Origin of the sequence: Rhodoferax sp. BAB1 (genome assembly GCF_013334205.1) — a bacterium.
Classification (GTDB): domain Bacteria; phylum Pseudomonadota; class Gammaproteobacteria; order Burkholderiales; family Burkholderiaceae_C; genus Hylemonella.
Window position 1 is genome coordinate 647,582 of the sequence record NZ_CP054424.1, and the last position, 19,193, is coordinate 666,774.

20 protein-coding genes are annotated in these 19,193 nt (G+C 66.4%); 17 read left to right on the forward strand and 3 right to left on the reverse strand.

The annotated features are described in order from the left end of the window. Window positions 1-2: 2 nt before the first annotated feature. The gene (locus tag HTY51_RS03175; RefSeq protein ID WP_174251371.1) at window positions 3-947 is read right to left on the reverse strand and encodes a MerR family transcriptional regulator; all 945 of its coding nucleotides are present in this window, start codon (window positions 945-947) and stop codon (window positions 3-5) included. Between the two features lie 193 nt (window positions 948-1,140). Between HTY51_RS03175 and HTY51_RS03180 the strand changes: the two genes are divergently transcribed. From HTY51_RS03180 to HTY51_RS03215, 8 genes are all read left to right on the forward strand, one after another. Beyond that, complete coding sequence (locus HTY51_RS03180) at window positions 1,141-2,436, forward strand: NAD(P)/FAD-dependent oxidoreductase (protein ID WP_174251372.1); 1,296 nt, start codon at window positions 1,141-1,143, stop codon at window positions 2,434-2,436. Further along, window positions 2,433-3,233: a DUF1365 domain-containing protein gene (locus HTY51_RS03185; protein ID WP_174251373.1), complete on the forward strand. Its 801-nt coding sequence runs from the start codon at window positions 2,433-2,435 to the stop codon at window positions 3,231-3,233. Before HTY51_RS03180 ends, HTY51_RS03185 begins: the two co-directional genes overlap by 4 nt. Continuing rightward, entirely contained in the window at window positions 3,230-4,453 is a 1,224-nt protein-coding gene (locus tag HTY51_RS03190) for a cyclopropane-fatty-acyl-phospholipid synthase family protein (RefSeq protein ID WP_174251374.1), read from the forward strand. The genes HTY51_RS03185 and HTY51_RS03190 overlap by 4 nt, the downstream gene beginning before the upstream one ends. A gap of 74 nt (window positions 4,454-4,527) precedes the next feature. Further along, complete coding sequence (locus tag HTY51_RS03195) at window positions 4,528-4,998, forward strand: chalcone isomerase family protein (protein ID WP_254606968.1); 471 nt, start codon at window positions 4,528-4,530, stop codon at window positions 4,996-4,998. A gap of 13 nt (window positions 4,999-5,011) precedes the next feature. Continuing rightward, complete coding sequence (locus HTY51_RS03200; RefSeq protein ID WP_174251376.1) at window positions 5,012-6,283, forward strand: MFS transporter; 1,272 nt, start codon at window positions 5,012-5,014, stop codon at window positions 6,281-6,283. Further along, window positions 6,280-6,840 carry a DUF3833 domain-containing protein gene (locus HTY51_RS03205; RefSeq protein ID WP_174251377.1) on the forward strand — a complete coding sequence of 187 codons (561 nt, stop codon included), beginning with the start codon at window positions 6,280-6,282 and terminating at the stop codon, window positions 6,838-6,840. Before HTY51_RS03200 ends, HTY51_RS03205 begins: the two co-directional genes overlap by 4 nt. A 3-nt stretch (window positions 6,841-6,843) precedes the next feature. After that, the gene (locus HTY51_RS03210; RefSeq protein WP_174251378.1) at window positions 6,844-7,650 is read left to right on the forward strand and encodes an SDR family NAD(P)-dependent oxidoreductase; all 807 of its coding nucleotides are present in this window, start codon (window positions 6,844-6,846) and stop codon (window positions 7,648-7,650) included. After that, window positions 7,647-8,075 carry a nuclear transport factor 2 family protein gene (locus tag HTY51_RS03215; RefSeq protein ID WP_174251379.1) on the forward strand — a complete coding sequence of 143 codons (429 nt, stop codon included), beginning with the start codon at window positions 7,647-7,649 and terminating at the stop codon, window positions 8,073-8,075. Before HTY51_RS03210 ends, HTY51_RS03215 begins: the two co-directional genes overlap by 4 nt. A 2-nt stretch (window positions 8,076-8,077) precedes the next feature. Here the strand turns inward: HTY51_RS03215 and HTY51_RS03220 are convergent, their stop codons facing one another. Further along, complete coding sequence (locus tag HTY51_RS03220) at window positions 8,078-8,653, reverse strand: TIGR02444 family protein (protein ID WP_174251380.1); 576 nt, start codon at window positions 8,651-8,653, stop codon at window positions 8,078-8,080. 20 nt (window positions 8,654-8,673) lie between these two features. Next, a complete protein-coding gene (locus HTY51_RS03225; RefSeq protein ID WP_174251381.1) occupies window positions 8,674-9,594 on the reverse strand; it encodes a LysR family transcriptional regulator in 921 nt (306 codons plus the stop codon). Between the two features lie 163 nt (window positions 9,595-9,757). On the opposite strand from HTY51_RS03225, the gene HTY51_RS03230 reads away from it, so the two are divergent. The 9 genes from HTY51_RS03230 to HTY51_RS03270 all read left to right on the forward strand — a co-directional run bounded on the left by HTY51_RS03230 (window position 9,758) and on the right by HTY51_RS03270 (window position 19,184). Further along, on the forward strand, window positions 9,758-10,768 hold the full coding sequence (locus HTY51_RS03230) for a tripartite tricarboxylate transporter substrate binding protein (RefSeq protein WP_254606969.1): 1,011 nt from the start codon (window positions 9,758-9,760) through the stop codon (window positions 10,766-10,768). Window positions 10,769-10,854: 86 nt separating this feature from the next. Continuing rightward, entirely contained in the window at window positions 10,855-12,327 is a 1,473-nt protein-coding gene (locus HTY51_RS03235) for a UbiD family decarboxylase (RefSeq protein WP_254606970.1), read from the forward strand. Next, entirely contained in the window at window positions 12,324-12,920 is a 597-nt protein-coding gene (locus tag HTY51_RS03240) for a UbiX family flavin prenyltransferase (RefSeq protein WP_174251382.1), read from the forward strand. Before HTY51_RS03235 ends, HTY51_RS03240 begins: the two co-directional genes overlap by 4 nt. A gap of 46 nt (window positions 12,921-12,966) precedes the next feature. Then, window positions 12,967-14,178: an amino acid ABC transporter substrate-binding protein gene (locus HTY51_RS03245; protein WP_174251383.1), complete on the forward strand. Its 1,212-nt coding sequence runs from the start codon at window positions 12,967-12,969 to the stop codon at window positions 14,176-14,178. A gap of 15 nt (window positions 14,179-14,193) precedes the next feature. Continuing rightward, window positions 14,194-15,060, forward strand: coding sequence for a branched-chain amino acid ABC transporter permease (locus HTY51_RS03250; RefSeq protein WP_174251384.1), 867 nt, complete (start codon window positions 14,194-14,196; stop codon window positions 15,058-15,060). Window positions 15,061-15,068: 8 nt separating this feature from the next. Beyond that, complete coding sequence (locus HTY51_RS03255; protein ID WP_174251385.1) at window positions 15,069-16,886, forward strand: branched-chain amino acid ABC transporter ATP-binding protein/permease; 1,818 nt, start codon at window positions 15,069-15,071, stop codon at window positions 16,884-16,886. Further along, window positions 16,886-17,593, forward strand: a complete 708-nt coding sequence (locus tag HTY51_RS03260; protein ID WP_174251386.1) for an ABC transporter ATP-binding protein — start codon at window positions 16,886-16,888, stop codon at window positions 17,591-17,593. Before HTY51_RS03255 ends, HTY51_RS03260 begins: the two co-directional genes overlap by 1 nt. Before the next feature lie 13 nt (window positions 17,594-17,606). After that, window positions 17,607-18,380 (forward strand): sterol desaturase family protein, encoded by a 774-nt coding sequence (locus HTY51_RS03265; protein ID WP_174251387.1) that lies wholly within the window; start codon window positions 17,607-17,609, stop codon window positions 18,378-18,380. Window positions 18,381-18,401: 21 nt separating this feature from the next. After that, window positions 18,402-19,184: an SDR family NAD(P)-dependent oxidoreductase gene (locus HTY51_RS03270; protein ID WP_174251388.1), complete on the forward strand. Its 783-nt coding sequence runs from the start codon at window positions 18,402-18,404 to the stop codon at window positions 19,182-19,184. The last annotated feature ends 9 nt before the right edge of the window (window positions 19,185-19,193 follow it).

Below are 19,193 nucleotides of genomic sequence, written 5' to 3' on the forward strand. Positions count from 1 at the left end.
CCTCAGGCAGCCGCTTGCGGCTGGCCCGCACTCCACAAGGTCAGCAGCCGGCTGATCTCCTCCAGCCTGGGCACCGGGGTCACGCCCTCGGGGGCTCGGCGCTGCAACAGCGGGTGGCTGCCACCGGCCCAAATCTCGATCCCGGCCGGCAGCCGGCTGCGCAGATCCTGCAGGCCGCGCTGCAGCAGCTGCGCATTGAAGGCCGGGCTGAAGCTCAGGCCCACGATCTGTGCGCGGTTGGCCTGCGCCGCGCGCACGATCTCGGCCACCGGTGTCTGGGCCCCGAGCGAGACGCATTCACAGCCCTCCAGCACCAGCGCGATCTCGGCCATCAGCAGGCCCAGCATGTGGGATTCCTGCGGAAAGGTCGCCAGCAGCACCCGCGGGCGGCCCGGGCGCGGCATGGAGGCCATGCTGCCCAGGGCGCTGCGCAGCACGGCGGTCACGCTCTCCGTATACATATGTTCCTCGAACACCTGGATCTCGCCGCGCACCCAGGCTTCGCCCACCTGCAGATTCAGCGGCGCCAACAGCTCGGTCAGGAAGCGGCCCAGGCCCAGTCGTAGCACGGCCTGGTTCAGGGTGCGGCGCAAGGCCATCACCTCGTGGCGGCGCACCAGGTCCAGGACGGCCTGCAATTCGGGGGTGAGGGGGGCATTCGTCGCGGCCGGGGCCAGGTCCAGCAGCAGTTGCTGCAAGTCGGCCAGCGGCAGGGGCACCACGCGCCCGGGGCGCTGGCCGGCCCCCAGCAGGCGCGCGATCAGGCGCAGACGTTCGACCTGCTCGGACGGGTAGAGGCGCTCGTCGAAGGCGTCGCGCACCGGCTGCGGGAAGCCATAACGGCGCTCCCAGACACGCAGCGTGTCCTTGGAAAGACCGGTGTCGCGCTCCACCGCGGCAATCGGCAGGGCGTGGCTGGCCACGCTGCCAGTTGCCGCATCCGTCATTCCCGACTTATTTGTATGGTCTTTCACTATGGATCTTTTTGTCTAGGACAAACATGGATAATCTTTCCAAACAACGCGATATTAACTGTTTAATCTAGATTTTGTCCATGTCAAAAATTCTTTCCACCTTCTTCGGCGGGCCAAGCAGCCACGCTGTTCAGAGCGCCAGGGACCGGTGCCAGCGAGCCTGCGCATGAAGGTTGCCATTGTCGGTTCCGGCATCTCCGGCCTGGCCGTGGCCCACGCGCTGCACGGCCGTGCCGAACTGACGCTGTTCGAGGCGGGCGATTATTTTGGCGGTCACACCCACACGGTGGACGTGACCCTGCCCACGGCACAGGGCCGCAGCACCTGGGGCGTGGACACGGGTTTCCTGGTCTTCAACGAGCGCACCTATCCCAACCTGATCCGCCTGTTCGACGAACTGGACATCCCCACGGCCAAAACCGACATGTCCTTCTCGGTGCAGGCAGGAGACCCCCGGGGCCGCCGGCTGGAGTGGAACGGCGCCAGCCTTAACGCCGTCTTCGCCCAGCGCAGCAACCTGTTCAACTGGCGTTTCCTGCGCATGCTGCGCGAGGTGCTGCGCTTCAACAAGCTGGCCACGACCCTGGCCGAGGCCGGGGCCGATGCACAACTGGCCCAGCCCCTGGGCGAGTGGCTGGACGCGCAGCGCTTCAGCACCGAATTCCGCGACTGGTACTTCCTGCCCATGATGGCCTGCATCTGGAGCTGTCCGACGGCGCAGATGCTTGAATTCCCCGTGGCCACCATGATCCGCTTCTGCCACAACCACGGCCTGATCCAGGTGAACGACCGGCCGCAGTGGTGGACGGTGGCCGGTGGCGCGCGGCGTTACGTCGAGAAGATCGTCGCCCGCATCCCCGACAAGCGCCTGAATACGCCGGTGCGCGCCATCGAACGCGACGACCACGGTGTGACCCTCAGCACCGACCAGGGCGCCCAGCGTTTCGACCAGGTCGTACTGGCCACGCATTCCGACCAGGCCCTGGCCCTGCTGCGCCAGCCCTCGGCCGAGGAGCGTCGCGTGCTCGGTGCCGTCCGTTATCAGTCCAACCGCGCCGTCCTGCACACCGATGCCTCGGTGCTGCCCGAACGGCGCCTGGCCTGGGCCGCCTGGAACTATGAACGCGCCCCGGCCACCGAGCAGGAAAGCAGCCGGGTCTGCCTGCATTACCTGCTCAACCAGCTGCAGCCCCTGCCTTTTGAGCAGCCGGTGGTGGTCAGCCTCAACCCGCTGCGCGAGATCGCGCCGCAGCACGTGCTGGGCGACTACGACTACGCGCACCCGGTGTTCGACCTGGGCGCCATCGCCGCCCAAAAGGAACTGCCCAGGCTGCAGGGCCGCCAGCGCACCTGGTACGCCGGGGCCTGGACCGGTTATGGTTTCCACGAGGACGGCCTCAAGTCCGGCCTGGGCGTGGCGCAGCAGCTGCTGACCCTGCTGGCCTACCGGGAAGCCGCATGAGCCAGCCCGGCGTGCCCCTGATCGGCAGCGGCCAGGTGCGCCACACGCGGCTGCGCCCGGCGCGCCACGTCTTTGCCTATCCCACCTTTTTCCTCATGCTGCCGCTGCGCAGCATGCACCGTTACGGCAGCGGCGAGCTGGCGCACAACCGCGCCGGCTGGCTCAGCTTTTTTGATGCCGACCATGGCGACGGCCGCAGCGCCGCGCAGGGCGGGGCGCTGGGCTGGGTGGAAGCGCTGCTGCAGCGCGAAGGCATCACGGATGCCGACGGCGAGATCTGGCTGCACTGCTACCCGCGGGTGCTGGGCTACGCCTTCAAGCCGGTGAGCTTCTGGTACTGCCACCGTGCCGACGGCACGCTGCGCGCCATCGTGGCCGAGGTCAACAACACCTTCGGCGAGCGCCACTGCTACCTGCTCGATGCGCCCAGCTACGGCCGGGAACAACACGCCAGCAAGTCCTTCCATGTCTCGCCCTTCTGCCGCGTGGAAGGCGAGTACCGCTTCCGTTTCATGCGCACCGAGCGCGACGGCATGGAGCGCACCGTGGCCTGCGTCGACCTGCTGGATGCCCAGGGCCTGCTGCTGCAGACCAGCGTCAGCGGCGTGCTGCAGCCTTATACCGTGCGCAGCGCACGCCGCGTGCTGTGGCGCCAGCCGGCCATGACGCTGGCGCTGATCGCCCACATCCACTGGCAGGCCCTGCGCCTGTGGCTCAAGCGCGTGCCCTTTTTCGCCAAGCCGCAGCCGCCGGCCGACTTCGTCACCCGTTCCACCCCTCCAGCCTCCACGCCATGAACACCACCACGGCCCCCCGCCTCGTGCTGCCGCGCAGCGCGCCTGCCCCTGCCCGTTCCGTCCTGCGCCTGCTCGAAGGCCTGCGGCACGGCACGCTGAGCCTGCAGCTGCCCGATGGCACGCAGCTGCGCTACGGCCACGGTGAGGCACCGCATGCCAGCCTGGTGCTGCACGACTGGGCCGTGTTCGGCCGCACGCTCAAGTCCGGCGACATCGGTTTTGCCGAGAGTTACATGGACGGCCAGTGGAGCTGTTCCGACCTGGCCGCGCTGCTGCGCCTCTTCATCCGCAACCGCCAGGACCTGGAGGACGTGATCTACGGCAGCTGGCTGGGCAGCCTGTTCTATCGCCTGCGCCATCTCTTCCACCGCAACACCAAGACCAACAGCCGCAAGAACATCCACGCCCACTACGACCTGGGCAATGCCTTCTACCGCCTGTGGCTGGACGAGACCATGAACTACTCCTCGGCCTGGTTCGAGGGCAAGCTGGCTGGCGACATGGTGACGGCCCAGCAGGCCAAGGTGCGGCGCGCACTGCGCCTGGCTGGGGTGCAGCCGGGCGACCGCGTGCTGGAGATCGGTTGCGGCTGGGGGGCACTGGCCGAGATGGCCGTCACCGAATTCCAGGCCTCGCTGACCGGTGTCACGCTGAGCACCGAGCAGCTGGGCTGGGGCCAGGAGCGCATGAGAAAACTCGGTGCCGAGGCGGCCGCGCGCGCCGACCTGCGCCTGCAGGACTACCGCGACATCAGCGATGGCCCCTATGACGCAATCTGCTCCATCGAGATGGTCGAGGCCGTGGGGCAGGAATACTGGCCCACCTACTTCCAGAGCGTGGCCCGCCTGCTCAAGCCCGGCGGGCGCGCCTGCGTGCAGAGCATCGTGATCGAGGACCGCCTGTTCGAGCGTTACCTGCACTCGACCGACTTCATCCAGCAATACATCTTCCCCGGCGGCTGCCTGCCGTGCCCGGCCGAGTTCCGCCGTCAGGCCGAGGCGGCCGGCCTGAAGGTGGTGGACGAACTGCCCTTCGGTGCCGACTACGCCGAAACCCTGCGCCGCTGGCGCCACCAGTTCCTGGCCGAACGCGCCCGCATCCTGCAACTCGGATTTGACGAAAGGTTCATGCACCTATGGGAGTTCTACCTCGCCTACTGCGAAGCGGCCTTCGACGAAGCCAATATCGACGTGGTGCAGTACACGCTGCAAAAAGCGTAGCCATCGTCTGGCTGGGCCTGGCAGCGCTGCTGGCGCCGGCGCAGGCCGAAATCGCGACGGCGCCGGTCGCCGGGGTGGCCACGTCCCTGCTGGCCCAGCCGCGCCAGGCCGGCAGCGGCCGCTACACCTGGTGGGGCTTTGATGTCTACCAGGCCAGCCTGTGGGTCGAACCCGGTTTCGACGCTGCGGCCCTGGCACGCCAGCGTTACGCCCTGGACCTGCAGTACCTGCGCAACTTCAAGGGGCGCGACATCGCCCAGCGCTCGATCGACGAGATGCGCCGTGTCGGCCCCTTCAGCGAGGCGCAGGCCCGGAACTGGCTGGGCGCGATGGAGCGTCTCTTTCCCGATGTGAGCAGCGGCGACCGCCTGACCGGTGTGCACCTGCCGGGCCGTGGCGCGCAGTTTTATGCCAACGGCAAGCCCCGGGGCGAGATCGCCGACCCCGAGTTCGCCCGCCTCTTCTTCGGCATCTGGCTGTCCGAGCAGACCTCGGCGCCCCAGCTCAGGCTGACCCTGCTGGGCCAGTCCCCGACGGCGCGCTGAGCCACCCGAGCGCATGCGCACCGCCGCCACTCTCACCCTCGCACAGGCTTGGCGCTATGGCCTGATGGGCCTGCCGCTGGCCTTCGTGGCCTTGCCGCTGTACGTGCTGCTGCCCAACCATTACGCGCGCGAGTTCGGTGTGCCGCTGGCCACGCTGGGGGCGCTGCTGCTGGCCACACGCCTGGCCGATGCGCTGATCGATCCGCTGCTGGGCCGCGCCAGCGACAGTCTCTACCGCCGCTCTCCTTCGGCGCTGCTGGTCTGGGCGGCGGTGGCCTGTGTGCTGATGGGGGTGGGCTTCGCGCTGCTGTTCTTTCCCCCCTTGCGCAGCGGCAACGGACTGCTGATCCTGAGCGCCGTGCTGCTCATGCTGACCTACGCGAGTTTCAGCGCGGTCACGCTCTCGCACCAGGCCTGGGGGGCGCTGCTGGGCGGCGACGCGCTCAAGCAGAGCCGCCTGGTGGCCTGGCGTGAAGGCCTGGGCCTGGTGGGGGTGCTGCTGGCCTCGGTGGTGCCTGTGCTCTGGGGCCTGGAGGTCATGGTCGTCCTGTTCTGGCTGGCCCTGTTGCTGGGTGGGCTGGCCTGGCGCGCCGCGCCGCGCCCCGCGGCCGACGCCATCACCGGTACGGCGGCCGAGGCCGGCCAACTGTGGCAGCCCTGGCAGCGCGCGCCCTTTCGCCGCCTGCTCGCCGTGTTCATGCTCAACGGCATCGCCAGCGCGGTACCGGCCACGCTGGTGCTCTTTTTCGTGCAGGACCGGCTGCAGGCCCCTGCCAAGATGGAGCCGCTGTTTCTCGGCAGCTACTTCCTGAGTGCGGCGCTGTCCATGCCGCTGTGGCTGGCCGTCGTGCGCCGCTTCGGCCTGGCGCCGGGCTGGCTGGCTGGCATGGCGCTGGCTGTCGCGGTGTTCATCTGGGCCAGCCTGCTGGGCGCAGGCGATGCCTGGTGGTTCATCGCCATCTGCGTGCTCTCCGGCGCCGCCTTGGGGGCCGATCTCGTGATGCCCGGCGCCATGCTGGCCGGCCTGATCGCACGTGCTGGTGACCTGGGCCGCACGCAGGGCGCCTATTACGGCTGGTGGAACTTCGCCACCAAACTGAACCTGGCCCTGGCCGCCGGCCTGGCCCTGCCCCTGCTGGGTTTCTACGGTTATGCGCCCGGCGCGCGCGAACCCCAGGCCCTGCAGGCGCTCACCATTGCCTACTGCCTGCTGCCCTGTGTGCTCAAGCTGGCGGCGGGCGGCCTGCTCTATTCATTCTTCATCCACCGCAAAGGCTCACCATGAAACGTCGTCTGCTGCTCACCGGTGCCGCTGCGCTCGGCGCCACCACCCTGGCCGCTTGTGCCTCGCCCACAGTGGCCGACTACGCCAACGAGAAACCGCAACTCGACCTGCGCCGTTATTTCAACGGCACGGTCGATGCCTGGGGCGTCTTCACCGACCGCTCGGGCAAGGTCGTCAAACGCTTCACCGTGGTCATGAACTGCAGCTGGACGGGTGAGAGCGGCCGCGAGGTCGGCGTGCTCGACGAGGACTTCGTCTATTCCGACGGCACGACGCAGAAACGCATCTGGACGCTCAAGCGCCAGCCCGGTGTGGGGACCCAGGGGCGTTACACCGGCACCGCCGGCGACGTGGTGGGCGAGGCCCAGGGCGAAGAGCGCGGTAATGCCTTCTACTGGGGCTACTATCTGGACCTGCCGGTGGACGGGCGCAACATCGTCGTGCGCTTCGACGACTGGATGTACCAGATGAACGATCGCGTGATGCTTAACCGCGCCACCATGAGCAAATGGGGTGTGACGCTGGGCGAAGTCACCCTGTCCTTCACCAAGCGCTGAACCATGGCTCTCAATCCCCCCCTGCGTGACTGGGCCGGCAAGACGGTCTGGCTGGTGGGTGCCTCCAGCGGCATCGGCCAGGCCTGTGCCGACCTGCTCCACGCCCAGGGTGCCACGGTGTTTGTGTCGGCGCGCAAGGCGTCTCTGCTCGATGCCTGGGTCGCTGCGCATCCGGGGGCCGATGGCCAGGGCCGCCCGCGTGCCGTGGCCCTGCCGCTGGACGTGACGGATCGCCGTGCCCTGCAACTGGCCACCGACGCCCTGGCTGCACGCGGCCCGCTGGACCTGGTGGTGTACTGCGCGGGTTATTACCTGCCCATCGACGCCCGTGACTACCGGCTGGACGAGATGCTGCGCCACGAGCAGGTCAACTACGTGGGCGCCCTCTACCTGCTGGAGGCGGTGTTGCCTCACCTGAAGCGGCAGGCCGCGGCCGGGCAGGACGGGCACCTGAGCCTGGTCAGCAGCGTGGCGGGTTTCCGCGGCCTGCCCAGGAGCCTGGCCTACGGGCCGACCAAGGCCGCCCTCATCAACCTGGCCGAGGCGCTCTACCTGGACCTCTCTGTCCTGGGCCTGGGTGTGAGCGTGGTCAACCCCGGTTTTGTCGAGACACCGCTGACCGCACAGAATGATTTCAGGATGCCGGCTCTCATCACGCCCGAGGTCGCGGCGCGCGAGATGCTGGCCGGCTGGGCGCGCGGTGACTTCGAACTGCATTTCCCCAAACGCTTCACGCGCTGGCTCAAGTTCATGCGCCTGCTGCCTTATCGCCTCTATTTCCCACTGATCAGAAAATTCACCGGACTATGAGCCACGCCGTCGAGAAAATCGCCGTCTTCTTCGAAACGCTGACGCCCCAGAGCATCGAGCGTTTCAGCCAGTTCTATACCGAGGATGCCTACTTCAAGGACCCGTTCAATGAAGTGCGGGGCATTCCGGCCATCCAGCGCATCTTCCGGCATATGTACGAAACGCTGGACGAGCCGCATTTTGTCGTCACGGGCCGCGTGGTCGAGGGCGAGCAGGTCCTGCTGACCTGGGATTTCCACTTCCGCTTCCGCAACTTCAAGAGCAACGAGTTGCAGACCATCCGCGGGGCCACGCACCTGCGCCTGGCCCACGACGGGCGCATCCGCTCGCACCGCGACTACTGGGACGCGGCCGAGGAGCTCTACGAGAAACTGCCCGTGGTGGGCGGGCTGATGCGCTGGTTGAAGCAGCGCGCGAACCGCTAGGGTCAGGCGGGTCCGCGGGGCTGCTCGTGAGGCATCGCGCCTGCCTGGTGCTCAAGACTCTCTATTGCTTGTTGCACTTGCGGCAGTTGCAGGTGCTGCGCGGGCAGCTGGCTGAGTTGCAGGTACAGGCGAACCACCTCTCGGACAGTTGATTCGCTGCGCGAACCGGCAGCGGGTGGCGCAGCCTGCGCCTGGAATTCGAGATGCAACATGGCCAGGGTCACCTGCTCGGCCTGCAGTTCGGCCTGCTTGACCTCTTGCCGGATGAGTTCCAGCAGCGCCTGCGGGACCGGGGCGATGCCGTCTTTCATGTCTTGGCGGAGATGGCGCAGCGGCAGGATCACGCGCTCACGCCAGCCGCGCACCCGCTGGTCTGACGCCTCCAGCTGCGCCGGCGTCAGCGGCCGGCCCCGGTTCGCGGCGAATAACGCATACAGCAGGACGCAGACATCTACGCCGGCGTGCGCCTGCAGGGCCAGGCAAGCGGACGCCACCCCGGACTTGGCGTACAGAGCCAGCGCATAGCGCCACAAGGGCGACTGCATCGGGTCATCGTGGCGGATCGGGTCGCTGGTCATGGGGGCTACTGCAGTGGGCGTCAGGGACGGACTGGTGTTGTTGGAGATGTTGCTGTCCGGGACTGCGCGTGTTGCTCCAGCATGGCGATGAAGGCCGACGCCGCCGGGCTCAAGGCCCGCCGCGGGTGGGTGACGCACACGACGTGGCGCACCAGCGGCGGCTCCACGATGGTGTGGGCCAGCAGGGTGCCTTCCTCCACCCGGCTGCGAACGGCGATCCGTGGCAATAGGGTGGCATAACTGCCCATCTCGACCAACTGCAGGAGGGCGTTCATCGAATCCACTTCCAGCGCAGGCGACAACTCGACGCCTTCGACCTGGGCGAAGCTCTCCAGAATGTCGCGCAGGCCGTGCAGTCGCGTGGGCAGCACCAGCTTGAGGGCTGTGGCCTGGCGCAGCGCGACGGTCTCGCTCAGCGGCGCGTGCCGCAGCCCCGTCGCGAGGACGAAGTCCTCGCTCAGCACAGGGTGGCTGTTGAGGGCCAGCTTGCGACGTGGCTGGTTGATGATGGCCGCGTCCAGCAGCCCTTCGGTCACGGCCTGGCACAGGGCGGGCGTGTAGCCATCACTCAGCGACAGGGTAACGCGTGGATGGGCTTCGGAGAATTCGGTCACGGCGCCGGCCAGCAGGTCCTGCGCCACGGTGGCAATCAGCCCGATGGACACGTGGCCGCTGAGTTCGCCATCCGTCTGCATCAGCAGTTCGCGCGCGCGGGCAAAGTCGCCCATCACCGGGCGAAACAGCTTGTACATCTGACGCCCTGCAGGCGTGGGCTCCATGCCCCGCGTGCTGCGGATGAAGAGCTGTTGTCCGAGCTCGCTTTCCAGCTTGGCCAGTTGCATGCTCAGGGCCGGCTGCACCACGTTCAGGCGGCTGGCCGCCTTGGTCATCGATCCTTCGTCGTAGAGCGAGAGAAAGTATTGAATCTGGCGGAATTCCATGGCGAGAAGGGCGGTCGGACGATGTTGAGGTGGTGATCACGAATCATGATTATTGACATCAATATATATTAATTGACGTGATGGATTGGGATTTTTAGACTGCCAAGCATTCAACCTGCCGTGCCTACCGGTTGCCTGCAGGTCATAACGAAGGAGATACACCGTGTCTGGAAATTCCAAGATTCCCCCGCTGTCGCGCCGGCGTTCCCTGTCGGGCGCCATGCTGGCCTTGGTGGCCTGCGGCGCGCTCCTCGGCAATGTCCAGGCACTGGCCCAGGCTTTTCCGAGCAAGCCGGTGCGCATCGTCGTACCCTACCCGCCGGGCGGCTTCAACGACACTTTGGGCCGTCTGGTGGCCAACCAGCTCAGCAGGACCTGGAAACAGTCCGTGATCGTGGACAACAAGCCCGGTGGTGGCACCGTCATCGGTACCCAGGCCGTGGCCATGTCGCCAGCCGACGGCCACACCTTGCTGGTGATCCAGTTTCCGTTTGCTGCCAACCCCTGGCTGCACAAGTCGTTGCCTTACGACAGCGAGAAGGCCTTCGCGCCGGTGGTGCTGGCGGGCCGCTCGCCCATGCTGCTGGTGACCCACTCGAGCTCGTCCCTGCGCACCGTGGACGATGTGCTGGCGCGAGCCCGGGCCAAGCCCGCAGCGCTGAACTACGGTTCCTCGGGCGCGGGCTCCTCCAATCACCTGGCGATGGCCTACTTCGAGTCGATGGCCGGCGTGAGGCTCATGCAGGTGCCCTACAAGGGCAGCACGCCCCTGCTGACCGACCTGGCCGGTGGTCAGCTCGACCTGGCCTTCGACGCCTTGCCCCATGCGCTGCCTTTCATCCAGTCGGGCAAGATGCGCGCGATCGCCATCGCCAATGCCAAGCGCTCGCCGCTGATGCCGGACCTGCGCACGGTCGGCGAGTCCGGGGTGCCGAACTATGAGGTGTCTTCCTGGCACGGCTTTGTGGTCCCCGCCGGCACGCCGGCGGCCTTGATCGAGCGCCTGAATCGCGATATCAACGCGGTGCTCGCCACGGACGAGGTCCGGAACATCTTTGCCCAGCAGGGTGTCGTCCCCGATGGCGGCACGCCGGCCCAGTTCAAGTCGTTCATCGACGGCCAGATGGCTTTGTGGAAAAAAGTCATCGTGCAAGGAAACATCACGGCCGAATAAGCGGCCACGGGCCCAGCCAACCAGGATCCCAACGGGCCATCGGACGATGGCCCGCGGGAGAAGGCTGGCCTGCAGTTCAAACCACCATGGATACAGAGCTCATGACGAAGCAGCAGCCCCCCAACGTACCCCGCTCAGACCTACGCGAATGGCTGGCGCATCTGGAGGCCACCGGTCGGTTGGCCGTGCTGCGCGAGGGCGTGGCGCTGAAGCACCGGCTGGCCGCCGTTGCCAAGCGGCTCGATGGTCACCAGGCCAGCTACTTTCCTGATGCCGGTGGCACTGGCATGCCCGTGGTGTCGGGTTTCATGTCGCGTCGCAGCTGGATCGCCGAGGCCATGGGCGTGCCCGAGTCCGACATGCTGGCGCATTTTCGCAAGGCAGCCGACAGCCCGCTACCCTGGCGCGAGGTGCAGGCTGCGCAGGCGCCCTGCCAGCAGGAGGTCGTGCGGGGTGCCGATGTTCTCAAGCTGCTGCCGGTGCCGACCCACAGCGAACACGACAACGGCCCTTACATCACGGCCGGTCTGGTGATCGCACGCAACCCGGTGACGGGCGTGCAGAACGTCTCGATCAACCGCATCCAGGTTCATTCAGGAACCCGCATGGCCATCCTGATGCTGCCCCGCCACCTGCTGGCCTTCTACAAGGAGGCCGAGTCGCGCAACCAGGTGCTGGAGGTGGCGGTGGTGATCGGGGTGGACCCGCTGACGCTGCTGGCCTCGCAGGCGATTGCGCCGATCGACTATGACGAACTCGGGATTGCGGGGGCCTTGCACGGCGTGCCTCTGCCGGTGGTTAAGTGCCAGACTAACGAGGTGCGGGTGCCGGCCAACAGCGAGATCGTGATCGAGGGGCGGCTGCTGCCCGGCGTGCGCGAGCCCGAAGGGCCGTTCGGCGAGTTTCCGAAATACTACAGCGCGCGCGAGCGCCGCGAGGTGATCGAGGTGGACGCCATCACGCATCGCCACAACCCGATCTTCCACACCATCGTGCCGGCGGAAATGGAGCACCTGCTACTGGGCTCCATCCCGCGCGAGGCCACCTTGCTGGCGCACCTGCAGCGCAGCTTCCCCAATGTCCTGGACGTGCACCTGTCGATCGGCGGGGTGGGGCGCTACCACCTGTTCGTCAAGCTGCGCAAGACGCACGAAGGCCAACCCAAGAACGTGATCTGCGCCGCCTTCGGTGCCCACTACGACATCAAGCAGGTGATCGTGGTCGACGACGATGTGGAGGTGCACGACCCGAAACAGGTGGAGTGGGCCGTGGCCACGCGCTTCCAGGCCGATCGCGACCTCGTGGTGATTGCCGGGGCACAGGGCTCGGTGCTCGATCCGTCTACCACCGTCGGCCAGGACTACCCGGACGGCGGCGCGCCGCCGGCACATCTGCAAGGGCTGAGCGCCAAGATGGGCTTGGACGCGACCCGTCCGGTGGCCTACCACGAGCATGTGTTCACCAAGGTGCGCGTCCCCGGCGAGGCCGATGTCGATCTGAGGCAGGAGGTGCGCTCTGAGGCTCGCATCGACTGGCGTACCGGTGGCGTCAAGGCATGAGCCGGCCCGATCGCAAGCGACTGATCGTCGCCATCACGGGCGCCAGCGGCGCGATCTACGGCGTGCGCCTGCTCGAGCAGCTGCGCGACTTGCCGGAGTGGGAAACCCATCTGATTGTGTCGGCCGCGGGCGTCCTGACCGCCGCCGAGGAGCTCAACCTCAAACGCGCTGACATCGAGGCGCTGGCTGATGTCGTGCACAACGCCAAGGACATCGGCGCGGCGGTCTCGAGCGGCTCGTTCCGCACCGCGGGCATGGTGATCGCACCGTGCTCGATGAAGACGCTGGCGGAGGTCGCCCACGGCATGGCCGACAACCTGGTCAGCCGCGCGGCCGACGTAGTGCTCAAGGAGCGCCGCCGCCTGGTCCTGCTGGCACGCGAGACGCCGCTGAACCTGGCCCACCTGCGCAACATGACCGCCGTGACGGAGATGGGCGGCATCGTGTTCCCGCCGGTGCCGGCCTTCTATACCAGGCCATCGTCGATAGACGACGTGGTCAACCACACAGTGGGGCGGGTGCTCGACTTGTTCGAGATCGACCACACCCATCTGGTGCGCCGTTGGCAGGGGCTCGGCGTCCAGGATCAGTAAGTTCGAAGTCCCGGTTTCTTGACATTCAACAACGAGGAGACATGAGATGAAAACAATCAAGCAGATCATTGCGGCCAGCACCGTGGCGCTGACCAGCGCCCTGTCCGTGCTACCGGCGCACGCCACCCTCGGCTCGTGCAGCGAGGCGATCGTGTTGGGCACCACCATTTCCGAGACGGGGCCGTTCTCGACCCTGGCCGACCGCTGGCGCAAGATGACCGAGGTCTTTGCCGAGGAAGTCAACAAGGGTGGCGGCGTGTCGGTGAAGTCCTGCAACAAGAAGCTGCCGATCAAGTTCGTGATCTATGACGACCAGAGCGTTCCGGCCACCGCCGTCGCCCTGTTCGAGAAGATGGCTACGGTCGACAAGGTTGATTTCTTCGTCGGTCCGGACTGGTCCTCGCTGGGTGGCCCTGTGCCGCCGGTGGCCGAGAAGCACAAGATTCCGATGGTGATGGCCAACGTGGCCACGCCGTCTGTGTACGATCGCGGCCTGAAGTACATCTGGGGCACCCCTTTCCCGGTGGTGCCCAACTGGTCGGCGCGGTATTTCGAGATGATCGGCAAGGTCAGTCCCAAGCCGCAGACCATCTTCTTCATCACCCACGACAACCCGGTGATGAAGGGCATTACCGCGACCTGGAGCAAGAAGGCCGAGGAGCAGGGCCTGAAGGTGCTGGGCAATGAAACCTTCTCGCCCGAACTCAAGGATTTCACGGCGCTGATTGCCAAGGTCCGTGCCGCCAAGGCCGACATCATCTACCTGAGCTCCTACGACAACGCCTCGGTTCCCCTGGTACAGCAGATGCGCCAGCTCAAGGTGCGTGCCATGGACGTGCACCACACCATGCTTACCGGCGCGCTGCACCGCCAGGTCGGCAAGGACATCGAGGGCATGACCGGCGAACTCAGCTGGTACCCGGGTGTCAAGGGTGACTACAGCGACTTGGTCGAGACCGTGATGAAGCGTGCCGACGTGTCGATGTTCGACTACATCTGGACGCTGGGCCGCCTGACGTCCTACTTGACCATGATCCAGGCCATCGAGAAAGCCGGCGTGGTGGACCGGGAGAAGGTCAAGGAAGCCTTGTTCAAGGCCACGGTCAAGTCGCCCGCCGGGGACGTGACCTTCGACGAGCGCGGCTTCCCCAACACCGGTGCCTTCACGGTGCAGATGAATGGCGGCAAAGTCAATGTCGTGTGGCCGCCCGAGGTGGCCACCGGCAAGCTGGTCTGGCCATCGCCGACCTGGAAGTAAGCGGACGTCACAAAGATGGAAGTCCTGCTCCAGGTTCTTATCGGTGGGGTGCTGCTGGGCGGACTGTACGCGCTGGTCGCGTTCGGTCTGTCGCTGATCTACGGCGTCGTGCGCATCCTTAACTTTGCACACGGCACCCTGCTGGCGGTCAGCGGCGTGCTCGCCAGCTTGGCGTACGCCAGCTGGCAGCTGCACCCGCTGCTGATCGCCGTGCTGCTGGCGCCGTTGCTGTTCGTCTGCGCCTACGGCTACTACCACGTGCTGCTGCGCCCGCTGTCCAAGCGCAACCACTTCGAGTCCACGGTGGGCACGGTGCTGGTGACCGTCGGCACGCTGATGATCCTTTCGGACCTTACGGCCAAGGCTGCTGGTGCCACCCAGCGCAACATTCCCTTGCGGCTGGAGGCGTTGGAGTTCGGCGAGATCGTCATCTCGACCACCCAGCTGTTGATCCTCCTGGGCATCGCGCTGCTGACCGTGGTGATGCACCTGATTCTCACGTGCACCTGGTTCGGCCGTGCGGTGCGCGCGGTGACACAGGATCCGGTGGGGGCCCAGATCTGCGGCGTGCAGAGCACGCGCATGAAGGCGTTGACCTTTGCCTTCGGCTCGGCGACTGTCGCCGTCGCGGCCGTGCTCTACGTGCTGTCCTTCCCCGTGGATCCCTACATGGGCTTCGGCCTGACGGTCAAGGCCTTCACCATCATCGTCGTCGGTGGCGTCGGCAACCTGCCGGGCGCCCTGTTGGCGGGGATCTTTCTCGGCGTGGCCGAAGGCCTGACTGGCCTGTACTGGAAGCCCGAATGGGCGCCTGCGCTCAGCGTTGTCCTGATGCTGCTGATCCTGGTCGCCTATCCCAAGGGCGTTGGAGTCAAAGCATGAAACATGGCATGTCACGCACCGCCGGATGGCTGACCGGCGGCGTCGGAGTGCTGGCCCTGGCCGTGCTGCCCTTCGTCGGCAACGCCTACATCACCACCATCGCATTCACCGTGCTGATCGCCTACATCCTTGGCCAGAGCTGGGACTGGGTTGCCGGCGAGATGGGTTACGTCAACCTGGGGCACTACTGCTTCTACGGCATCGGGGCCTACGCCTTCTCGATTGCGCTGGTCGGCCAATGGCCTCTGGTCGTCGCGATTGGCTTTGCGGTGCTGATCACAGCCCTGGCTGCGCTCGTCATCTCGGTGCCCCTGTTCCGACTGCACGGCGACTACTTTGCCTTTGGCACGCTTGCGCTGCTGCCGCTCATGGAGGTGCTGGCCTACAACCTCACGCCGGTGACCAACGGGGCCGACGGCATCGTTTTGCCGGTGGAGCAGGTCCTCAAGCCGGCCTACCTGATCTCTCTCGGGGTGTGCGTGCTGACCTTCATCGTCACACTGCGCATCAATGCGGCGCGCTTCGGCTACGCGCTCAAGAGCATCCGCAACGATGAGCAGGTGGCCGAGACCGTGGGTGTGCGCATCGCGCCGGTCAAGCGGCGCGTGCTGATGCTAAGCGCCGGCTTCGGCGCTGTGGCCGGCGCCTTGCAGGCCTGGCAGATGAGCTATATCGACCCGGCCACCGTCTTCGGCCTGAATGTGGCGCTGGTGCCGGTGGCCATGGTGCTGTTTGCCGGCTCCGGCCTGCGCTGGGGTCCGCTGGTTGGCGTGCTGGTGCTGGCCACGCTGCAGCAATGGCTGCTGGTCAGCATGAAGGGCTTCCAGGCCACCCTGTACGGCCTGATCGTGCTGCTGATCGGGCGCTTCATGCCCGGCGGCTTCCTGCGCGCAAAGTGGGTACGACGCGTGCCGCTGCTCAGTGCCCTGGCGCGCGAGCATCACGAGTACATGGGCGAGTCGGATGCCCAGGCGGCTCTCCAGGTGGCCAAGGACGGCACCGCCGTGGCGCTGCCGCTGCCGCGCATCCAGTCGGAGAGCGGGAAGCCCCTGATCGAGTTGCAGAACGTACGCATGCAGTTCGGCGGCAACGTCGCCGTCAACGACGTCAGCCTGAGTATTCGCCAGGGCGAGATCGTCGGCCTGATCGGGCCCAACGGCTCGGGCAAGACGACCCTGTTCAACTGCATTTCGCGGGTGTACACGCCTACCGGGGGGCGCGTGATGTTTGCCGGCCAGGACTTGAGCCGGGCCAGCCGTGACGAGATCGCTCGTCTGGGCGTCGGACGCACCTACCAGATCCCGCGCCCCTTCGGGGACCTGACGGTGCAGGAGAACATCGCCATTCCCTTGATGTTCAGCGAAGCTCCGCTGTCGCCGCGCGATGCGATGCGCGAGGCGCGTTCCTTCATCGAGTACGCCGAGTTGAGCCACCGCCTGCGCGACCGTGCCGACAGCCTGTCGGTGCAAGAGCGCAAGGCGCTGGAATTCGCCCGTGCGCTGGCCTGCAAGCCGCGCCTGCTGCTGGTCGATGAGGTCGCCTCGGGCCTGACGCCGGTCGAGGTGCAGCGCTTCGTCGAGCACATCCGGCACGTGCGCGACCGCTACGGCATCACCGTGATCTGGGTGGAGCACATCTTCTCGGCCTTGGAGAAGGTGGTCGACCGGGTCATCGTTCTGGAGCAGGGTTCGATGATCGCCGACGGTCCCCTGAGCCAGGTGGTCAAGGACGAGCGTGTGCTCAATACCTATCTTGGCAGCGCTGCCCAGGCCAGCACCAAGACCAAGGCGCAGAAATCCCCGCAGCGGGTAGAGGGAGTTGTCTGATGCTGACGCTGAAGAACCTGAGTGTGGACCACGGCGCCCTGCGCGCCCTGTGGGACGTTTCACTGCACGTGGGCAAGGGTGAGCGCGTGGGACTTCTAGGCGCCAATGGTGCGGGCAAGTCCACGGCGATGGGGGCGATCGTCGGCCTGTACCCGAGCGTGTCCGGCACCATCACCTACGACGGCCGGTTGCTGGATTGCCCCTCGACGGCCCAGACGGTGGCCGCTGGCATCGCCCTGGTGCCCGAAGGCCGGCGCCTGTTCCCCGCTATGAGCGTGCTGGAGAACCTTGTCATGGGGGTCTATGCAGCGGCCAGCCGCAAGGACCTCGATGCAACGCTTGAGCGCGTCTACGCGCTGTTCCCGATCCTGCGCGACAAGGCGTGCCAGAACGCCGGCGAACTCAGCGGAGGGCAGCAACAGATGGTGACCATCGGCCGCGCCCTGATGTCGCGACCCAGGCTGCTGCTGCTGGACGAGCCTTTCATCGGCGTGGCGCCCAGGCTGGTCGACGAGATCCTGGAGGCCTTGCGCAGCATCGCCGACGAGGGCGTGACCATGCTCCTGGTCGAGCAGAACACCCACCGCGCACTGGACTTCGTGCAGCGTGCCTACGTGATCGAAAACGGCCGTACCGTGCTGGAGGGGGACCGCCAGGCGCTGTTGGACGACCCGGCCTTTGCCGCCAAGTTTCTCGGACTTGAGTAGAAGGAGACACACCATGAACAGAGAACAGGAAATCGTTGCCCGCTCTAACGCGTTTCGCGACGAGTACCGCGCCTCCACGCCGGGCTGGTACCGGGGTGAGATGCATCTGGCCTTCACGCTGACATTCACCATCGGCGTCATCTGGTACTGCGCCAGCCAACTCGGCACCACCGTCTGGCAGGAGTGGGTCTACGTGGTGGTTCCGATGTTCCTTTTTGGCAACTGGGCCGAGTGGGCGGCGCACCGCTACCTGCTGCACAGCCCCAAGAGCCTGTTGAAGATGGCCTACAAGCGGCACGTGGCGACACACCACCAGTTCTTCTCGCACAAGACGCTGGACTATCACGGCCACCGCGACTGGCGTGCGCTGCTGTTCCCGCCGTTCGCGCCCGTCATGTTCGTGATGGCCGCGCTGCCGGCGGCCATCGCGCTCGGCGCGCTGTGGACGGCGAACGCAGGCTACATCGCCATGATGACCATGGCCGGCTACTTCCTGATGTACGAGGGCCTGCACACGCTATCGCACATCGAGCACCCGCTGCTGGACCGCCTCCCGCTGGTCAACACCGTGCGCCGCATGCACGTGCTGCACCACAACCCGGACTTCATGCACACGCGCAACTTCAACCTGACCTTCCCGCTCTGCGACGCGCTGTTCGGCACCAGCGACCTCAACTCGGGTGTGGTTGGCACGCTGTTCAACGGCATGTCGGATGAGAACCGCAAGGAAGAAGATCGCCGCAAGCTCGAGGCGCAGCAAGTCGAGCGCAACACCGGCACTCACTGAGAACCCCCAACTGGAATCAATATGTTAGAAAACTTGAAACAATGGGCCCCGCGGCTGGACGGTCGCGTGGCGATCGTCACCGGTGCGGCCCAGGGCATCGGCGCGCGCTACGCGCAGGCGCTGGCCGCCGAGGGCGCCCGGGTGGTGTGCGCCGACGTCATCGACGCGGCCCCGACGGCGGCCGCCATCAATGCGGCTGACGGCCAGGCCATCGCGGTCCGGGTCGACGTTACCTCGTCTGCGTCCACCCTCCAGATGGCGGCCGCGGCTGTCGAAGCCTTTGGCCGCATCGACATCCTGGTCAACAACGCCGGCCTCTTCACCAACCTGGCCCTCAAGCCCTTCGAGCAGATCGATAGCGCTGAGTGGGACAAGGTGATGGCGGTCAACGTGCGCGGTCCGTTCGAGTGCAGCAAGGCGGTGCTGCCCGCCATGCGCCAGCAGGGCTACGGCAAGATCATCAACATCGCCTCGGGAACGGTGTTCAAGGGTGCGCCGATGCTGCTGCACTACGTCAGCTCCAAAGGCGCCGTGGTCGCCATGACGCGCAGCATGGCGCGCGAGCTGGGTGACGCCGGCATCCGCGTCAACACGCTTGCGCCGGGTCTGACGGCCAGCGAAAACACCCTGGCGAACCCGGCGTGGCAGGGCGTCGTGAGCGCCAACAACATCGCCAGCCGTGCCATCAAGCGCGAGGTCACGCCGGAAGACCTCTGCGGCACACTGCTCTACCTGGCCAGCACCGACAGCGACTTCGTGACCGGCCAGGTCGTCGTGGTCGATGGCGGTTCCGTGATGCATTGAGTCCATGAA